Source organism: Pseudomonas edaphica, from assembly GCF_005863185.1.
Taxonomy (GTDB): Bacteria; Pseudomonadota; Gammaproteobacteria; order Pseudomonadales; family Pseudomonadaceae; genus Aquipseudomonas; species Aquipseudomonas edaphica.
In genome coordinates this window covers 1-15,637 of sequence record NZ_VBVZ01000078.1, presented here as the reverse complement: position 1 = coordinate 15,637, position 15,637 = coordinate 1, and the positions used below count along the sequence as shown (strand labels likewise).

Below are 15,637 nucleotides of genomic sequence, written 5' to 3'. Positions count from 1 at the left end.
GCGTATAAGTCACAGATGTTTTGACTGATACACCGCCATCGCGGGCAAGCCCGCTCCCACATTAGCCTCGCACGCCCGTAAACCCTCGCTACACTCCCTCTACTACTAAGGTCGTCTGGAACCTGTTCCGCAGCCGCATACAGTGGATATGTTCCAAAATAATAAAAAGCTGTGCTGCGAGGATAAAAACAATGAACGACAGCATTTACCTCTCGATTCAAAACAGCCCGCGTTTCAAGGAGCTGGTCAGAAAAAGGGAAAGGTTCGCCTGGATACTCTCGGCGATCATGCTAGGGCTTTACTCCGCTTTCATCCTGTTGATTGCCTACGGGCCACAAATACTGGGGGCCAAACTCAGCCCCGGCTCATCCATCACCTGGGGCATCCCCATCGGGGTCGGCCTGATTGTCTCGGCCTTTGTCCTCACCGGCATCTATGTACGACGCGCCAACGGCGAATTCGACGACCTGAACAATGCGATTCTCAAGGAGGCTGCGCAATGATCCGTCGTCTATTGGCTGTACTTGGCGCTTCGGTCTTTGCGCCCGCCGTTTGGGCGGCGGATGCATTGACCGGTGAAGTGCACAAACAACCGCTGAACGTTGCAGCGATCCTGATGTTCGTGGTCTTCGTCGGCGCGACGTTGTGCATCACCTACTGGGCGTCCAAACGCAACAAGTCGGCGGCCGACTACTATGCGGCCGGCGGCAAGATCACCGGTTTCCAGAACGGCCTGGCGATTGCCGGCGACTACATGTCGGCGGCGTCCTTCCTGGGGATTTCCGCGCTGGTGTTCACCTCCGGCTACGATGGCCTGATCTACTCGATCGGCTTCCTGGTGGGTTGGCCGATCATTCTGTTCCTGATCGCCGAGCGCCTGCGTAACCTGGGCAAGTACACCTTTGCCGACGTGGCGTCCTATCGCCTGGGGCAAACCCAGATCCGCAGCCTGTCGGCCTGTGGCTCGCTGGTGGTGGTGGCGTTCTACCTGATCGCGCAAATGGTAGGGGCGGGCAAGCTGATTCAGCTGCTGTTCGGTCTGGACTACCACGTAGCGGTGATCCTGGTGGGTATCCTGATGTGCATGTATGTGCTGTTTGGCGGCATGCTGGCAACCACTTGGGTGCAAATCATCAAGGCGGTGCTGTTGCTGTCCGGTGCTTCGTTCATGGCGTTGATGGTGATGAAGCACGTCAACTTCGACTTCAACATGCTGTTTTCCGAGGCGATCAAGGTTCACCCTAAAGGTGAGGCGATCATGAGTCCCGGCGGCTTGGTGAAAGATCCGATTTCGGCATTCTCGCTGGGCCTGGCGCTGATGTTCGGTACGGCCGGCCTGCCGCACATCCTGATGCGCTTCTTCACCGTAAGCGACGCCAAGGAAGCACGTAAGAGCGTGCTGTATGCCACCGGTTTCATCGGCTACTTCTATATCCTGACGTTTATCATCGGCTTTGGCGCGATCCTGCTGGTGAGCACCAACCCGGCGTTCAAGGATGCTGCAGGTGCCTTGCTCGGCGGTAACAACATGGCGGCGGTGCACCTGGCCAACGCGGTGGGTGGCAGCATTTTCCTCGGCTTCATCTCGGCCGTGGCGTTTGCCACCATCCTGGCAGTGGTTGCCGGTTTGACCCTGGCCGGTGCTTCGGCGGTGTCCCATGACCTGTACGCCAGTGTGATCAAGAAGGGCAAGGCCAACGAGAAAGATGAGATTCGCGTGTCGAAGATCACCACCGTGGCGTTGGGCGTGTTGGCGATCGGCCTGGGTATCCTGTTCGAAAGCCAGAACATCGCGTTCATGGTAGGCCTGGCGTTCTCGATTGCTGCCAGCTGTAACTTCCCGGTGCTGCTGCTTTCCATGTACTGGAAAAACCTCACCACCCGTGGCGCCATGATTGGCGGCTGGCTGGGCTTGATCAGTGCCGTTGGCCTGATGATCCTGGGCCCGACCATCTGGGTGTCGATCCTGCACCATGAAAAAGCGATCTTCCCTTACGAATACCCGGCGCTGTTCTCGATGATCATTGCGTTCGTCGGCATCTGGTTCTTCTCCATCACTGACAAGTCGGCGGCGGCAGAAAAAGAGCGTGCGCTGTACTTCCCGCAGTTTGTGCGTTCGCAGACTGGCCTGGGGGCGAGTGGGGCGGTAAACCACTAAGATTTGTAACGGCTACAAAAAAAATGCCCCGGTCGTGAGATCGGGGCATTTTTTTGCTTTTATTGGTAACGGATTTCACAAAACAGTTTCTCAACGCTTGCATCAATAAAGTGCCTCTAAGCCGATCGTTCCCATGCTCTGCGTGTGAATACAGCCATGGACGCTCTGCGTCCCGGTTGGCGCTGGCCTCAGGTCTTGCGCTCAATTCCTGCACAAATAAAAACGGCCTCCTTGTGAAAGGAGGCCGTTTTTAAGACCAAATAGTTAGATGCTTACTTGCGATCTTCCAGTTTGGTGATATCACGCGACTCGTAGCCGGTGTACAGCTGGCGCGGGCGGCCAATCTTGTACGGGCTGGAGAGCATTTCTTTCCAGTGCGAGATCCAGCCGACAGTACGTGCCAAGGCGAAGATCACGGTGAACATGCTGGTTGGAATGCCGATCGCCTTGAGGATGATCCCCGAGTAGAAGTCGACGTTCGGGTACAGCGAGCGTTCGATGAAGTACGGGTCGGTCAGGGCGATCTCTTCCAGGCGCATGGCCAGTTCGAGTTGCGGATCGTTCTTGATGCCCAGCTCCTTCAACACTTCGTCGCAGGTCTGTTTCATCACGGTGGCACGCGGGTCACGGTTCTTGTAGACGCGGTGACCGAAGCCCATCAGTTTGAACGGATCTTCCTTGTCCTTGGCCTTGGCGATGAACTTGTCGATGTTGGACACATCGCCGATTTCATCGAGCATGGTCAGCACGGCTTCGTTCGCACCGCCGTGGGCAGGGCCCCACAATGCGGCAATGCCGGCGGCGATACAGGCGAACGGGTTGGCGCCCGAAGAACCCGCCAGACGTACGGTGGAGGTGGAGGCGTTTTGCTCGTGGTCGGCGTGGAGGATGAAAATCTTGTCCATCGCCTTGGCCAGCACCGGGCTGATCGGTTTGATCTCGCACGGGGTGTTGAACATCATGTGCAGGAAGTTTTCCGCGTACGTCAGGTCGTTGCGCGGGTACATCATGGGTTGACCCATGGAGTACTTGTAAACCATTGCGGCCAGGGTTGGCATCTTGGCAACCAGGCGGATCGCGGAAATTTCGCGATGCTGCGGGTTATTGATGTCCAGGGAGTCGTGATAGAAGGCCGACAGGGCGCCGACTACACCGCACATGACGGCCATCGGGTGGGCGTCGCGACGGAAGCCGTTGAAGAAGGTCTTCAACTGCTCGTGAACCATGGTGTGGTTCTTCACGGTGCTGACGAACTGGGCTTTCTGCTCAGCTGTTGGCAATTCGCCATTTAGCAGCAGGTAGCAGGTTTCCAGGTAGTCCGACTGTTCAGCAAGCTGTTCGATCGGGTAGCCGCGGTGCAGCAAAATACCATTGTCACCATCGATATAGGTGATCTTCGACTCGCAAGAGGCGGTCGACATGAAGCCTGGGTCGAATGTGAAACGGCCCGTGGCCGTCAGGCCCCGTACGTCGATAACATCGGGACCAACGGTGCCGGTTAAAATGGGCAGCTCGACGGGGGCTGCGCCCTCGATGATCAACTGCGCTTTTTTGTCAGCCATGTGGCCTCCTATTTATGCTTCAAATCATCAGACAGACCCCCCACGCAGGGCCCGCACCACTATAGTGAGATAAATCCAGATGTCAATTTGCCTAAAGTCTTGCTCCAGAAGGCTTTAACCATACTTTTTCGTCGAAATTGACTGCCATTTACGCCTTTTATACCGCCAGCGCAATCCGCTATTAGGGTGAGGAGTGCGCGTTGTCATTAGTAACCTAACTGTCTATACTCGGCCACCGACCGCCAAGGGCTTTTGGGCTTGCTTTCATTGGGGGTCGCACTCCCTGGGTGGTGCTTACCTGACCAGTGCACTCCCCAACAACTTTGCCCTGATTGTTAGGGGCTCTTCAGTGTGAAAAAAAGCCGTGAATAGCCAACGACCTGTAAACCTAGACCTAAGGACCATCAAACTCCCCATCACCGGCGTTACGTCGTTCCTGCACCGTGTTTCCGGCATCATCCTGTTCCTGGGCTTGGGCATCATGCTTTATGCATTGAGCAAATCCCTGGGTTCCGAGGAAGGATACGCCGAGGTGAAGGCATGCTTGACCAGCCCGCTGGCCAAGTTCGTAGCATGGGGCCTCCTGTCCGCTCTGCTGTATCACCTGGTAGCCGGTGTGCGCCACTTGATCATGGATGCGGGTATCGGTGAGACGCTGGAAGGCGGCCGCCTGGGCTCGAAAATCATCATCGCCATTTCCGTGGTGCTGATCGTTCTGGCAGGAGTTTGGATATGGTAACCAGCGTTACGAACCTTTCGCGTTCGGGCCTCTATGACTGGATGGCACAGCGTGTGTCTGCGGTCGTTCTCGCGGCTTATTTCATTTTCCTGATCGGATACCTCGTCGCAAACCCGGGCATCGGCTATGAGCAATGGCATGGCCTGTTTTCCCACAATGCGATGCGAATCTTCAGTCTGCTGGCCCTTGTAGCCCTGGGCGCTCACGCCTGGGTCGGCATGTGGACCATCGCGACCGACTACCTGACGCCGATGGCGCTGGGCAAGTCCGCGACTGCAGTACGTTTTCTCTTCCAGGCAGTCTGCGGCGTTGCGATGTTCGCGTACTTCGTCTGGGGTGTGCAGATTCTTTGGGGTATCTGATTCATGGCTAACATTCCAACTATTTCCTTCGACGCCATCATTATTGGTGGCGGCGGTGCCGGCATGCGCGCAGCGCTGCAGCTGGCTCAGGGCGGTCACAAGACTGCCGTGATCACCAAGGTGTTCCCGACCCGTTCCCACACTGTGTCGGCCCAGGGTGGCATCACCTGCGCCATCGCCTCCGCCGACCCGAACGATGACTGGCGCTGGCACATGTACGATACCGTCAAGGGTTCCGACTACATCGGTGACCAGGACGCTATCGAGTACATGTGTCAGGAAGGCCCGGCCGCCGTGTTCGAGCTGGACCACATGGGTCTGCCGTTCTCGCGTACCGAGCAAGGTCGTATCTACCAGCGTCCATTCGGCGGCCAGTCGAAGGATTACGGTAAAGGCGGGCAGGCTGCCCGTACGTGCGCCGCTTCCGACCGTACCGGTCACGCGCTGTTGCACACCCTTTATCAGGGCAACCTGAAAGCCGGTACCACGTTCCTGAACGAGTACTACGCCGTTGACCTGGTGAAGAACGCCGACGGCGCCTTCGTCGGTGTGATCGCCATCTGCATCGAAACCGGTGAAACCACCTACATCCGTGCCAAGGCTACTGTGCTGGCAACCGGCGGTGCAGGTCGTATCTACGCGTCGACCACCAATGCCCTGATCAACACCGGTGACGGCGTCGGCATGGCCCTGCGTGCTGGCGTGCCGGTACAAGACATTGAAATGTGGCAGTTCCACCCGACCGGCATCGCCGGCGCCGGTGTACTGGTTACAGAAGGTTGCCGTGGTGAAGGTGGTTACCTGATCAACAAGCACGGCGAGCGTTTCATGGAGCGTTATGCTCCGAACGCCAAAGACCTTGCAGGTCGTGACGTTGTGGCCCGTTCGATGGTTAAGGAAATCATCGCCGGTAACGGCTGTGGCCCGAACGGCGACCACGTACTGCTGAAACTCGATCACCTCGGTGAAGAAGTCCTGCACAGCCGCCTGCCAGGTATCTGCGAATTGTCCAAGACTTTTGCGCACGTTGACCCGGTAGTTGCTCCGGTGCCGGTTGTTCCGACTTGCCACTATATGATGGGCGGCGTGCCGACCAACATTCATGGCCAGGCGATCACCCAGAACGCCGAAGGCGTGGACGAGATCATCCACGGTCTGTTCGCCGTAGGCGAAGTGGCTTGCGTATCGGTACACGGTGCCAACCGTCTGGGCGGCAACTCGCTGCTCGACCTGGTGGTATTCGGTCGTGCTGCCGGCCTGCACCTGGAAAAAGCCCTGACCGACGGCATCGAATACGATGACGCCACCGACGCCAACATCGAGGCCGCCCTGGCGCGCCTGAACGCTCTGAACGAGCGTACCGATGGCGAAGACGTGGCTACCCTGCGTCGCGAGCTGCAAAGCTGCATGCAGAACTACTTCGGTGTATTCCGTACCGGCGAATACATGCAGAAGGGTATTGCCCAGCTGGCCGACCTGCGCACGCGCATCGCCAACGTCAAGATCAACGATAAGAGCCAGGCGTTCAACACGGCTCGTATCGAAGCCCTTGAGCTGCAAAACCTGCTGGAAGTGGCCGAAGCCACTGCGATCGCCGCCGAGGTTCGTAAAGAATCCCGTGGTGCCCACGCCCGTGAAGACTTTGAAGATCGCGACGACGAAAACTGGTTGTGCCACACCCTGTACTTCCCGGGTGACAAGCGCGTGACCAAGCGTGCCGTGAACTTCTCGCCGAAGACGGTGCCGACGTTTGAACCGAAGATTCGGACTTACTAAGGGTGGCTGCCATGTTGAAAGTCAGTGTTTACCGCTACAACCCTGATCAGGACGCCGCGCCGTTCATGCAGGAATTTCAGGTCGATACCGGTGGTAAAGACCTGATGGTGCTGGATGTACTGGCACTGATCAAAGAGCAGGACGAAGGTTTCTCCTATCGTCGCTCTTGCCGTGAGGGCGTTTGTGGCTCCGACGGCATGAACATCAACGGCAAAAACGGCCTGGCGTGCATCACGCCGCTGTCGGCTGTTGTTAAAGGTAACAAGCTGATCGTTCGTCCTCTGCCAGGTTTGCCGGTTATCCGTGACCTGGTGGTCGATATGAGCATCTTCTACAAGCAATACGAGAAAGTTAAGCCGTTCCTGCAGAACGACACGCCGGCTCCGGCCATCGAACGTCTGCAGTCCCCTGAAGAGCGTGAAAAGCTCGACGGTCTGTACGAGTGCATCCTGTGCGCTTGCTGCTCGACCTCGTGCCCGTCCTTCTGGTGGAACCCGGACAAGTTCCTGGGTCCAGCTGCCCTGCTGCAAGCGTACCGCTTCCTGGCAGACAGCCGTGACACCAAGACGTCCGAGCGTCTGGCTTCACTGGATGACCCGTTCAGCGTATTCCGCTGCCGCGGGATCATGAACTGCGTCAACGTATGTCCCAAAGGCCTGAACCCGACTAAGGCCATTGGTCACATCCGTAACATGCTGCTGCAAAGCGGCGTGTAAGCGACGTTGTAGCAAAGCAGGACCGTTGTGCCCGTAAATGCTACGGCGCAGGCTTCAACCGGCGCCGTAGTTTTAACTTGAGCAGCGACTTACAAAGCCGCAGCTCTTATTTTGAAGAAATGAGACAAGCAGGGGCATTCGGGTTGGTACCCGAACTATCAGCGTGATCCTAAGTGGCTTGTTTTGGTCGCTGCACTTGGCCTTTTGCAAGCAAACTCGGTGTTTTCGCCGGTGGTGTCCCCAAATCGAGGGTGACCAAGCATGCAAGAAAGCGTGATGCAGCGCATGTGGAACAGCGGCTATCTTTCAGGTGGTAACGCTGCCTATGTGGAAGAGCTTTATGAGCTCTACCTGCACGACCCTAACGCTGTGCCAGAAGAATGGCGCACCAAATTTCAGACGTTGTCTTCAGACGGCAACGCTGCCACCGATGTATCGCACGCAACAATTCGCGATCAATTTGTGCTGCTGGCAAAGAACCAGCGCCGCGCCCAACCGGTTTCCGCCGGTAGCGTGAGCAGCGAGCATGAGAAGAAGCAAGTTGAAGTATTGCGACTGATCCAGGCTTACCGGATGCGTGGCCACCAGGCGGCCCAGCTTGACCCGCTGGGGCTCTGGAAGCGTCCTGCACCTGCTGACCTGTCGATCAATCATTACGGCTTGACCAATGCCGATCTTGATACGACCTTCCGTGCCGGCGACCTGTTCATCGGCAAAGAGGAAGCGAGCCTACGCGAAATTCACGAAGCGTTGCAGCAGACATATTGCCGCACCATCGGCGCTGAGTTTACGCACATCACCGATTCCGAGCAGCGCCACTGGTTCCAGCATCGCCTGGAAGGTGTGCGTGGCCGTCCGGTTTTGTCCGCCGACGTGCGCAGCCACTTGCTGGAGCGCGTGACCGCGGCCGAAGGTCTCGAGAAATACCTGGGTACCAAATACCCGGGCACCAAGCGTTTCGGCCTGGAAGGCGGCGAAAGCCTGATTCCAATGCTCGACGAGTTGATCCAGCGTTCCGGTTCCTACGGCACCAAGGAAATCGTGATCGGCATGGCTCACCGTGGTCGCCTGAACGTGTTGGTCAACACCTTCGGCAAGAACCCGCGTGAACTGTTCGACGAGTTCGAAGGCAAGAAGAAGGTCGAACTGGGTTCCGGTGACGTCAAGTATCACCAGGGCTTCTCGTCCAACGTAATGACTACCGGCGGTGAAGTTCACCTGGCCATGGCCTTCAACCCGTCCCACCTGGAAATCGTTTCTCCGGTGGTCGAGGGTTCGGTGCGTGCTCGCCAGGATCGTCGTAACGATTCCACCGGTGAGAAGGTCCTGCCGATTTCCATCCACGGTGATGCGGCGTTCGCCGGTCAAGGCGTGGTCCTGGAAACGTTCCAGATGTCGCAGACTCGCGGCTTCAAGACCGGCGGTACGGTTCACATCGTCATCAACAACCAAGTCGGTTTCACCATCAGCAACCCGCTGGACGCGCGCTCTACCGAGTACGCGACCGACGTTGCCAAGATGATCCAGGCGCCGATCCTCCATGTGAATGGTGATGATCCGGAAGCCGTGTTGTTCGTGACCCAGCTCGCCATCGACTACCGCATGCAGTTCAAGCGTGACGTGGTCATCGACCTGGTTTGCTACCGCCGTCGCGGTCACAACGAAGCGGATGAGCCGAGCGGCACCCAGCCGTTGATGTACCAGCAGATCACCAAGCAGCGCACCACCCGTGAACTGTACGCCGACAGCCTGATTACGGCCGGCGTGGTTGACGATGCGCGTGTTCAGGCGAAAGTCGACGAATACCGCAACGCGCTGGACAACGGCCTGCATGTAGTGAAAAGCCTGGTTAAAGAACCGAACAAAGAGCTGTTCGTGGACTGGCGCCCGTACCTGGGCCACGCCTGGACGGCGCGTCACGACACCTCGTTCGACCTCAAGACCCTGCAGGAACTGTCCGCCAAGCTGCTGGAAATTCCAGATGGCTTCGTGGTGCAGCGCCAGGTTGCGAAGATCTACGAAGACCGTCAGAAGATGCAAGCCGGCGGCCTGCCGATCAACTGGGGTTACGCCGAAACCATGGCGTACGCGACCCTGGCGTTCGAAGGTCACCCGATCCGCATGACCGGCCAGGACATCGGCCGTGGTACGTTCTCGCACCGTCACGCGGTACTGCACAACCAGAAAGACGCGACCACCTACGTACCGCTGCAACACCTGTACGAAGGCCAGCCACGTTTCGACCTGTACGACTCGTTCCTGTCCGAAGAAGCCGTACTGGCGTTCGAATACGGCTACTCCACCACCACGCCAAATGCGCTGGTGATCTGGGAAGCCCAGTTCGGCGACTTCGCCAACGGTGCCCAGGTGGTTATCGACCAGTTCATCACCAGCGGTGAGCACAAGTGGGGCCGTCTGTGCGGTCTGACCATGTTGCTGCCACACGGTTATGAAGGTCAGGGTCCGGAGCACTCCTCGGCCCGTCTGGAGCGTTACCTGCAGCTGTGCGCCGAGCACAACATCCAGGTGTGCGTGCCGACTACCCCGGCCCAGATCTACCACTTGCTGCGTCGTCAGGTGATCCGCCCGCTGCGCAAGCCGCTGGTAGTGCTGACCCCGAAATCGCTGTTGCGTCACAAATTGGCCATCTCGACCCTGGAAGATCTGGCCGACGGTTCGTTCCAGACCGTGATTCCAGAAATCGACACCCTGGACGCTGCCAAGGTCACTCGCCTGGTCCTGTGCAGCGGCAAGGTTTACTACGACTTGCTGGAAAAACGCCGTGCCGAAGGCCGCGAAGACATCGCCATCGTGCGTATCGAGCAGCTTTACCCGTTCCCGGAAGACGACCTGATGGAGGCCATCGCGCCTTACACCAACCTCACCCACGCGGTGTGGTGCCAGGAAGAACCGATGAACCAGGGCGCGTGGTACAGCAGCCAGCATCATTTGCGTCGCAGTATCGGTAACCACAAAACAGGCCTGGGCCTGGAGTACGCCGGTCGTGATGCTTCTGCTGCACCTGCGTGTGGTTATGCGTCGATGCACGCCGAGCAGCAGGAAAAACTGCTGCAAGATGCTTTCACTGTTTAACGCCTTCGCGCTGACTGAAACCGAATTTTAAGGACCCACAGATAATGGCTATCGAAATCAAAGCCCCGTCATTCCCGGAATCGGTTGCCGATGGCACCGTTGCCACCTGGCACAAGAAACCAGGCGACGCTGTAAAGCGTGACGACCTGATCGTCGACATCGAGACCGACAAAGTCGTTCTGGAAGTGTTGGCCGAAGCTGACGGCGTGCTGGGCGCGATCGTGGCTGAAGAGGGCGCTACCGTCCTGTCGAACCAGATCCTGGGCTCGATCGAAGCGGGCGGCGCTGCTGCTCCTGCTCCGGCTGCCGCTGCTGCTCCAGCTGCCGCACCTGCCGCTGCCGCTCCGGCTGCAGGTGGTGAAGACCCGATCGCTGCACCGGCTGCGCGTCAGCTGGCTGAAGAAAACGGCATCAACCTGGCGTCCCTCAAGGGCACCGGCAAAGACGGCCGCGTAACCAAGGAAGACGTGGTTGCTGCTGTCGAAGCCAAGAAAAACGCTCCGGCTGCTGCACCGGCCAAGGCTGCAGCACCGGCTGCCGCTGCGCCTGTGTTCGCTGCTGGCGACCGCACCGAGAAGCGCGTACCGATGACCCGCGTGCGTGCCACCGTGGCCAAGCGTCTGGTTGAAGCGCAGTCGAACATGGCGATGCTGACCACCTTCAACGAAGTCGACATGACTGAAGTCATGGCCCTGCGTTCGAAGTACAAGGATCTGTTCGAGAAGTCCCACAATGGCGTGCGCCTGGGCTTCATGTCGTTCTTCGTGAAAGCGGCCACCGAAGCGCTGAAACGCTTCCCGGCAGTCAACGCTTCCATCGACGGCAGCGACATCGTTTACCACGGCTATGCAGACGTCGGCGTTGCCGTGTCCAGCGACCGTGGCCTGGTAGTACCGGTTCTGCGTAACGCCGAGCTGATGAGCCTGGCTGAAATCGAAGGCGGCATCGCCGGCTTCGGCAAGAAAGCCCGTGACGGCAAGCTGACCATCGACGAGATGACCGGCGGTACCTTCACCATCACCAACGGTGGTACCTTCGGTTCGATGATGTCGACCCCGATCGTCAACCCGCCGCAAGCTGCGATCCTGGGCATGCACAACATCATCCAGCGTCCGATGGCCATCAACGGCCAAGTCGTGATCCGCCCGATGATGTACCTGGCGCTGTCGTACGATCACCGCCTGATCGATGGTAAAGAAGCCGTGACTTTCCTGGTAACCATCAAGAACCTGCTGGAAGACCCGGCTCGTCTGCTGCTGGACATCTAAAGACGCAGCTGCAAGTTGCGAGCTACAAGCTGTAGGAAAAAGCAGCTTGGCTTGCAGCTTGTCGCTTGAAGCTTGTCGCTGAATAGAGGATCTATTTTCATGACACAGAAATTTGACGTTGTAGTGATTGGTGCCGGTCCTGGCGGCTACGTTGCCGCGATCAAGGCCGCACAACTGGGCCTCTCGACTGCTTGCATCGAAAAATACACCGACAAGGAAGGCAAACTGGCGCTGGGCGGTACTTGCCTGAACGTTGGTTGCATTCCTTCCAAGGCGCTGCTGGACAGCTCCTGGAAATTCCACGAAGCCCAAGACGGTTTCGCGATCCACGGCATCAACCATGCTGGCGTGACCATGGACGTGCCAGCAATGGTCGGCCGTAAAGCCAACATCGTTAAAGGCCTGACTTCCGGCGTTGCCACCCTGTTCAAGGCCAACGGCGTGACTTCCCTGCAAGGCCACGGCAAGCTGCTGGCCGGCAAGAAAGTTGAAATCACCAAGCCGGACGGCTCGGTTGAAGTCATCGAAGCCGAAAACGTGATCCTGGCACCAGGTTCGCGTCCAATCGACATTCCGCCTGCTCCTGTTGACCAGAACGTGATCGTTGATTCGACCGGCGCCCTGGAATTCCAAGCGGTTCCCAAGCGTCTGGGCGTGATCGGCGCTGGCGTAATCGGCCTGGAACTGGGTTCGGTATGGTCGCGCCTGGGTTCTGAAGTGACTGTGCTGGAAGCCCTGGACACGTTCCTGCTGGCTGCCGACACTGCAGTGTCCAAAGAAGCGCTGAAAACCCTGACCAAGCAAGGTCTGGATATCAAGCTGGGCGCCCGTGTTACCGGTTCCAAGGTCAACGGCGAAGAAGTCGTTGTGACCTACACCGATAAAGAAGGCGAGCAGACCATCACCTTCGACAAGCTGATCGTAGCCGTGGGTCGCCGTCCAGTGACCACCGACCTGCTGGCTTCCGACAGCGGCGTGAACATCGACGAGCGTGGTTTCATCCACGTTGACGATCATTGCGCTACTACCGTGCCAGGCGTGTATGCCATCGGCGACGTGGTTCGCGGCATGATGCTGGCGCACAAGGCTTCCGAAGAAGGCATCATGGTTGTCGAGCGCATCAAGGGTCATAAAACCCAGATGAACTACGACCTGATCCCATCGGTTATCTACACCCACCCGGAAATTGCATGGGTCGGCAAGAACGAACAGCAGTTGAAAGCTGAAGGCGTTGAAGTTAACGTCGGCACCTTCCCGTTTGCCGCTTCTGGCCGTGCCATGGCAGCTAACGACACCGGTGGTTTTGTCAAAGTCATCGCTGATGCCAAGACTGACCGCGTATTGGGCGTCCACGTGATTGGCCCGAGCGCTGCAGAACTGGTTCAGCAGGGCGCGATCGGTATGGAATTCGGCACCAGTGCCGAAGACCTGGGCATGATGGTCTTCTCCCATCCGACCCTGTCCGAAGCGTTGCACGAAGCAGCGTTGGCAGTGAATGGCGGCGCCATCCACATCGCCAACCGCAAGAAGCGCTAAGCGAGATAATAAGAAACCACGGCGGAGTTGCCCGTCGTGAGCCTTGCGCGCAAGACTCACCGCGGAATATCCGCTGGACGCAGCCTTGCACAGTTTTACGGGTCTTAAGCCTCGCAAATTGTGCAAGCAGCAGTCACAGGTGGTGCGGCACTCATAATGAGCGCAGCGCCGAATGCGCAGTACCTAACGAAGACGGTAAAAAGCATGAATCTTCACGAGTATCAGGGTAAGCAGCTGTTCGCTGAATACGGCCTGCCAGTATCCAAGGGTTACGCAGTAGACACCCCGGAAGCAGCAGCAGAAGCTTGCGACAAAATCGGTGGTACCGAATGGGTTGTCAAAGCCCAGGTCCACGCCGGTGGTCGCGGTAAAGCGGGCGGCGTCAAGCTGGTTCGCAGCAAAGAAGACGCCAAGGCCTTCGCACAGCAGTGGCTGGGCAAGCGTCTGGTGACTTACCAGACTGATGCCAATGGCCAACCAGTCACCAAGATCCTGGTTGAATCGTGCACTGATATCGCTAAAGAGCTGTACCTGGGCGCTGTCGTTGACCGTTCGAGCCGTCGCATCGTGTTCATGGCTTCCACCGAAGGTGGCGTGGACATTGAGAAGATCGCCGAAGAAACCCCAGAAAAAATTCTGAAAGCCACTATCGATCCACTGGTTGGCGCTCAGCCATTCCAGGGTCGCGAGCTGGCTTTCCAGCTGGGCCTGGAAGGCAAGCAAGTTGCCCAGTTCGCCAAGATCTTCGTAGGTCTGGCCAAACTGTTCCAGGATCACGATCTGGCCCTGCTGGAAGTGAACCCGCTGGTGATCAAGGCTGACGGCGATCTGCACTGCCTCGACGCCAAGATCAACATCGACGCCAACGCCATGTACCGTCAGCCTAAGCTGAAGACTTTCCACGATCCGTCGCAAGACGATCCGCGCGAAGCGCACGCTGCCAAGTTCGAACTGAACTACGTAGCCCTGGAAGGTAACATCGGTTGCATGGTCAACGGTGCTGGCCTGGCCATGGGTACCATGGACATCGTCAACCTGCATGGCGGCAAACCAGCCAACTTCCTCGACGTGGGCGGCGGTGCTACCAAAGAACGCGTTACCGAAGCGTTCAAGATCATCCTGTCCGACTCCAACGTCGCAGCAGTATTGGTCAACATCTTCGGCGGCATCGTTCGTTGCGACATGATTGCCGAAGGCATCATCGGTGCAGTGAAAGAAGTTGGCGTTAAAATCCCGGTTGTTGTTCGCCTTGAAGGTAACAACGCTGAACTGGGCGCTAAAGTACTGGCAGAAAGCGGTTTGAACATCATCGCGGCTACCAGCCTGACCGACGCTGCTCAACAAGTTGTCAAAGCTGCGGAGGGCAAATAATGAGCGTCCTGATCAATAAAGACACCAAAGTTATCTGCCAGGGTATTACCGGTTCGCAAGGTAGTTTCCACACCCAGCAAGCCATCGAATACGGCACCAAGATGGTTGGCGGCGTAACGCCGGGCAAAGGCGGCACCGAGCACCTGGGCCTGCCAGTGTTCAACACCGTGAAAGACGCTGTAGCTGCCACTGGCGCCACCGCCAGTGTGATCTACGTTCCAGCTCCTTTCTGCAAGGACTCGATCCTGGAAGCGGCATTCGGCGGCATCAAGCTGATCGTTTGCATCACCGAAGGCATTCCTACCCTGGACATGCTGGACGCTAAAGTTAAGTGCGACGAGCTGGGCGTAGTCCTGATCGGCCCTAACTGCCCAGGCGTGATCACCCCAGGCGAATGCAAGATCGGCATCATGCCAGGTCACATTCACTTGCCAGGCAAAGTCGGTATCGTTTCGCGTTCCGGCACCCTGACCTACGAAGCTGTCAAGCAGACTACTGACGCCGGTTTCGGTCAGTCGACTTGTGTCGGCATCGGCGGTGACCCGATCCCAGGTTCGAACTTCATCGACATCCTGAAACTGTTCCAGGAAGACCCGAAGACCGAAGCGATCGTGATGATCGGTGAGATCGGCGGTTCGGCTGAAGAAGAAGCGGCTGCCTACATCAAGGCACACGTGACCAAGCCGGTTGTTTCCTACATCGCTGGTGTGACTGCCCCTGCAGGCAAGCGCATGGGCCATGCTGGCGCAATCATCTCTGGCGGCAAGGGCACAGCAGACGAGAAGTTTGCTGCCCTGGAAGACGCAGGCGTTAAAACCGTGCGTTCGCTGGCAGACATCGGCAAGGCTTTGTCCGAGCTGACCGGTTGGGCTGTCAAGTAAGCCTCGCGCTTAGCTGACGCTTCACCACACAAAGGCCACCTTCGGGTGGCCTTTGTGCATTCTGGATTTGCCCATTTTTTGGCAGATTTACTCGGTCAAATGTGGGAGCTGGCTTGCCTGCGATAGCAGTGTGTCAGCCAACACATTTGGCACAGACAGATCGCTATCGCAGGCA

Annotated in this window: 12 protein-coding genes; 11 read left to right on the top strand and 1 reads right to left on the bottom strand. The window is 57.8% G+C overall.

Annotated elements, in window-relative coordinates; genetic code table 11:
- Window positions 1-191 precede the first annotated feature (191 nt).
- A complete protein-coding gene (locus tag FEM54_RS07740; protein WP_017134441.1) occupies window positions 192-503 on the top strand; it encodes a DUF485 domain-containing protein in 312 nt (103 codons plus the stop codon).
- Window positions 500-2,158, top strand: coding sequence for a cation acetate symporter (locus tag FEM54_RS07735; RefSeq protein ID WP_017134442.1), 1,659 nt, complete (start codon window positions 500-502; stop codon window positions 2,156-2,158). The genes FEM54_RS07740 and FEM54_RS07735 overlap by 4 nt, the downstream gene beginning before the upstream one ends.
- Window positions 2,159-2,430: 272 nt before the next feature.
- On the opposite strand, the gene gltA is transcribed toward FEM54_RS07735, so the two are convergent.
- On the bottom strand, window positions 2,431-3,720 hold the full coding sequence (gene gltA, locus FEM54_RS07730; RefSeq protein ID WP_017134443.1) for a citrate synthase: 1,290 nt from the start codon (window positions 3,718-3,720) through the stop codon (window positions 2,431-2,433).
- Window positions 3,721-4,084: 364 nt separating this feature from the next.
- Here gltA and sdhC point away from each other — a divergent pair, with 364 nt between their 5' ends.
- The 9 genes from sdhC (at window position 4,085) to sucD (ending at window position 15,462) form a co-directional block, all read left to right on the top strand.
- A complete protein-coding gene (gene sdhC / locus FEM54_RS07725) occupies window positions 4,085-4,459 on the top strand; it encodes a succinate dehydrogenase, cytochrome b556 subunit (protein ID WP_016979564.1) in 375 nt (124 codons plus the stop codon).
- On the top strand, window positions 4,453-4,821 hold the full coding sequence (gene sdhD, locus FEM54_RS07720) for a succinate dehydrogenase, hydrophobic membrane anchor protein (RefSeq protein WP_003172805.1): 369 nt from the start codon (window positions 4,453-4,455) through the stop codon (window positions 4,819-4,821). The genes sdhC and sdhD overlap by 7 nt, the downstream gene beginning before the upstream one ends.
- A 3-nt stretch (window positions 4,822-4,824) precedes the next feature.
- Window positions 4,825-6,597, top strand: a complete 1,773-nt coding sequence (gene sdhA, locus FEM54_RS07715; RefSeq protein ID WP_017134444.1) for a succinate dehydrogenase flavoprotein subunit — start codon at window positions 4,825-4,827, stop codon at window positions 6,595-6,597.
- 11 nt (window positions 6,598-6,608) lie between these two features.
- A complete protein-coding gene (locus FEM54_RS07710) occupies window positions 6,609-7,313 on the top strand; it encodes a succinate dehydrogenase iron-sulfur subunit (RefSeq protein ID WP_003172807.1) in 705 nt (234 codons plus the stop codon).
- Window positions 7,314-7,574: 261 nt separating this feature from the next.
- Window positions 7,575-10,406 (top strand): 2-oxoglutarate dehydrogenase E1 component, encoded by a 2,832-nt coding sequence (locus FEM54_RS07705; protein ID WP_017134445.1) that lies wholly within the window; start codon window positions 7,575-7,577, stop codon window positions 10,404-10,406.
- A gap of 44 nt (window positions 10,407-10,450) precedes the next feature.
- Window positions 10,451-11,674, top strand: coding sequence for a 2-oxoglutarate dehydrogenase complex dihydrolipoyllysine-residue succinyltransferase (gene odhB, locus FEM54_RS07700; RefSeq protein ID WP_017134446.1), 1,224 nt, complete (start codon window positions 10,451-10,453; stop codon window positions 11,672-11,674).
- Between the two features lie 99 nt (window positions 11,675-11,773).
- On the top strand, window positions 11,774-13,210 hold the full coding sequence (gene lpdA, locus FEM54_RS07695) for a dihydrolipoyl dehydrogenase (protein ID WP_017134447.1): 1,437 nt from the start codon (window positions 11,774-11,776) through the stop codon (window positions 13,208-13,210).
- A gap of 204 nt (window positions 13,211-13,414) precedes the next feature.
- Window positions 13,415-14,581, top strand: a complete 1,167-nt coding sequence (sucC, locus tag FEM54_RS07690) for an ADP-forming succinate--CoA ligase subunit beta (protein WP_003210567.1) — start codon at window positions 13,415-13,417, stop codon at window positions 14,579-14,581.
- Window positions 14,581-15,462: a succinate--CoA ligase subunit alpha gene (sucD, locus tag FEM54_RS07685; protein ID WP_003210566.1), complete on the top strand. Its 882-nt coding sequence runs from the start codon at window positions 14,581-14,583 to the stop codon at window positions 15,460-15,462. The genes sucC and sucD overlap by 1 nt, the downstream gene beginning before the upstream one ends.
- The last annotated feature ends 175 nt before the right edge of the window (window positions 15,463-15,637 follow it).

Excerpts from the sequence above, each read along its gene's own strand:
- FEM54_RS07710 (WP_003172807.1), top strand. The coding sequence starts at position 6,609 with ATGTTGAAAGTCAGTGTTTACCGCTACAACCCTGATCAGGACGCCGCG.
- gltA (WP_017134443.1), bottom strand. The coding sequence starts at position 3,720 with ATGGCTGACAAAAAAGCGCAGTTGATCATCGAGGGCGCAGCCCCCGTC.
- sdhD (WP_003172805.1), top strand. The coding sequence starts at position 4,453 with ATGGTAACCAGCGTTACGAACCTTTCGCGTTCGGGCCTCTATGACTGG.
- FEM54_RS07740 (WP_017134441.1), top strand. The coding sequence starts at position 192 with ATGAACGACAGCATTTACCTCTCGATTCAAAACAGCCCGCGTTTCAAG.
- FEM54_RS07735 (WP_017134442.1), top strand. The coding sequence starts at position 500 with ATGATCCGTCGTCTATTGGCTGTACTTGGCGCTTCGGTCTTTGCGCCC.
- sucC (WP_003210567.1), top strand. The coding sequence starts at position 13,415 with ATGAATCTTCACGAGTATCAGGGTAAGCAGCTGTTCGCTGAATACGGC.
- sdhA (WP_017134444.1), top strand. The coding sequence starts at position 4,825 with ATGGCTAACATTCCAACTATTTCCTTCGACGCCATCATTATTGGTGGC.
- sucD (WP_003210566.1), top strand. The coding sequence starts at position 14,581 with ATGAGCGTCCTGATCAATAAAGACACCAAAGTTATCTGCCAGGGTATT.
- lpdA (WP_017134447.1), top strand. The coding sequence starts at position 11,774 with ATGACACAGAAATTTGACGTTGTAGTGATTGGTGCCGGTCCTGGCGGC.
- odhB (WP_017134446.1), top strand. The coding sequence starts at position 10,451 with ATGGCTATCGAAATCAAAGCCCCGTCATTCCCGGAATCGGTTGCCGAT.
- FEM54_RS07705 (WP_017134445.1), top strand. The coding sequence starts at position 7,575 with ATGCAAGAAAGCGTGATGCAGCGCATGTGGAACAGCGGCTATCTTTCA.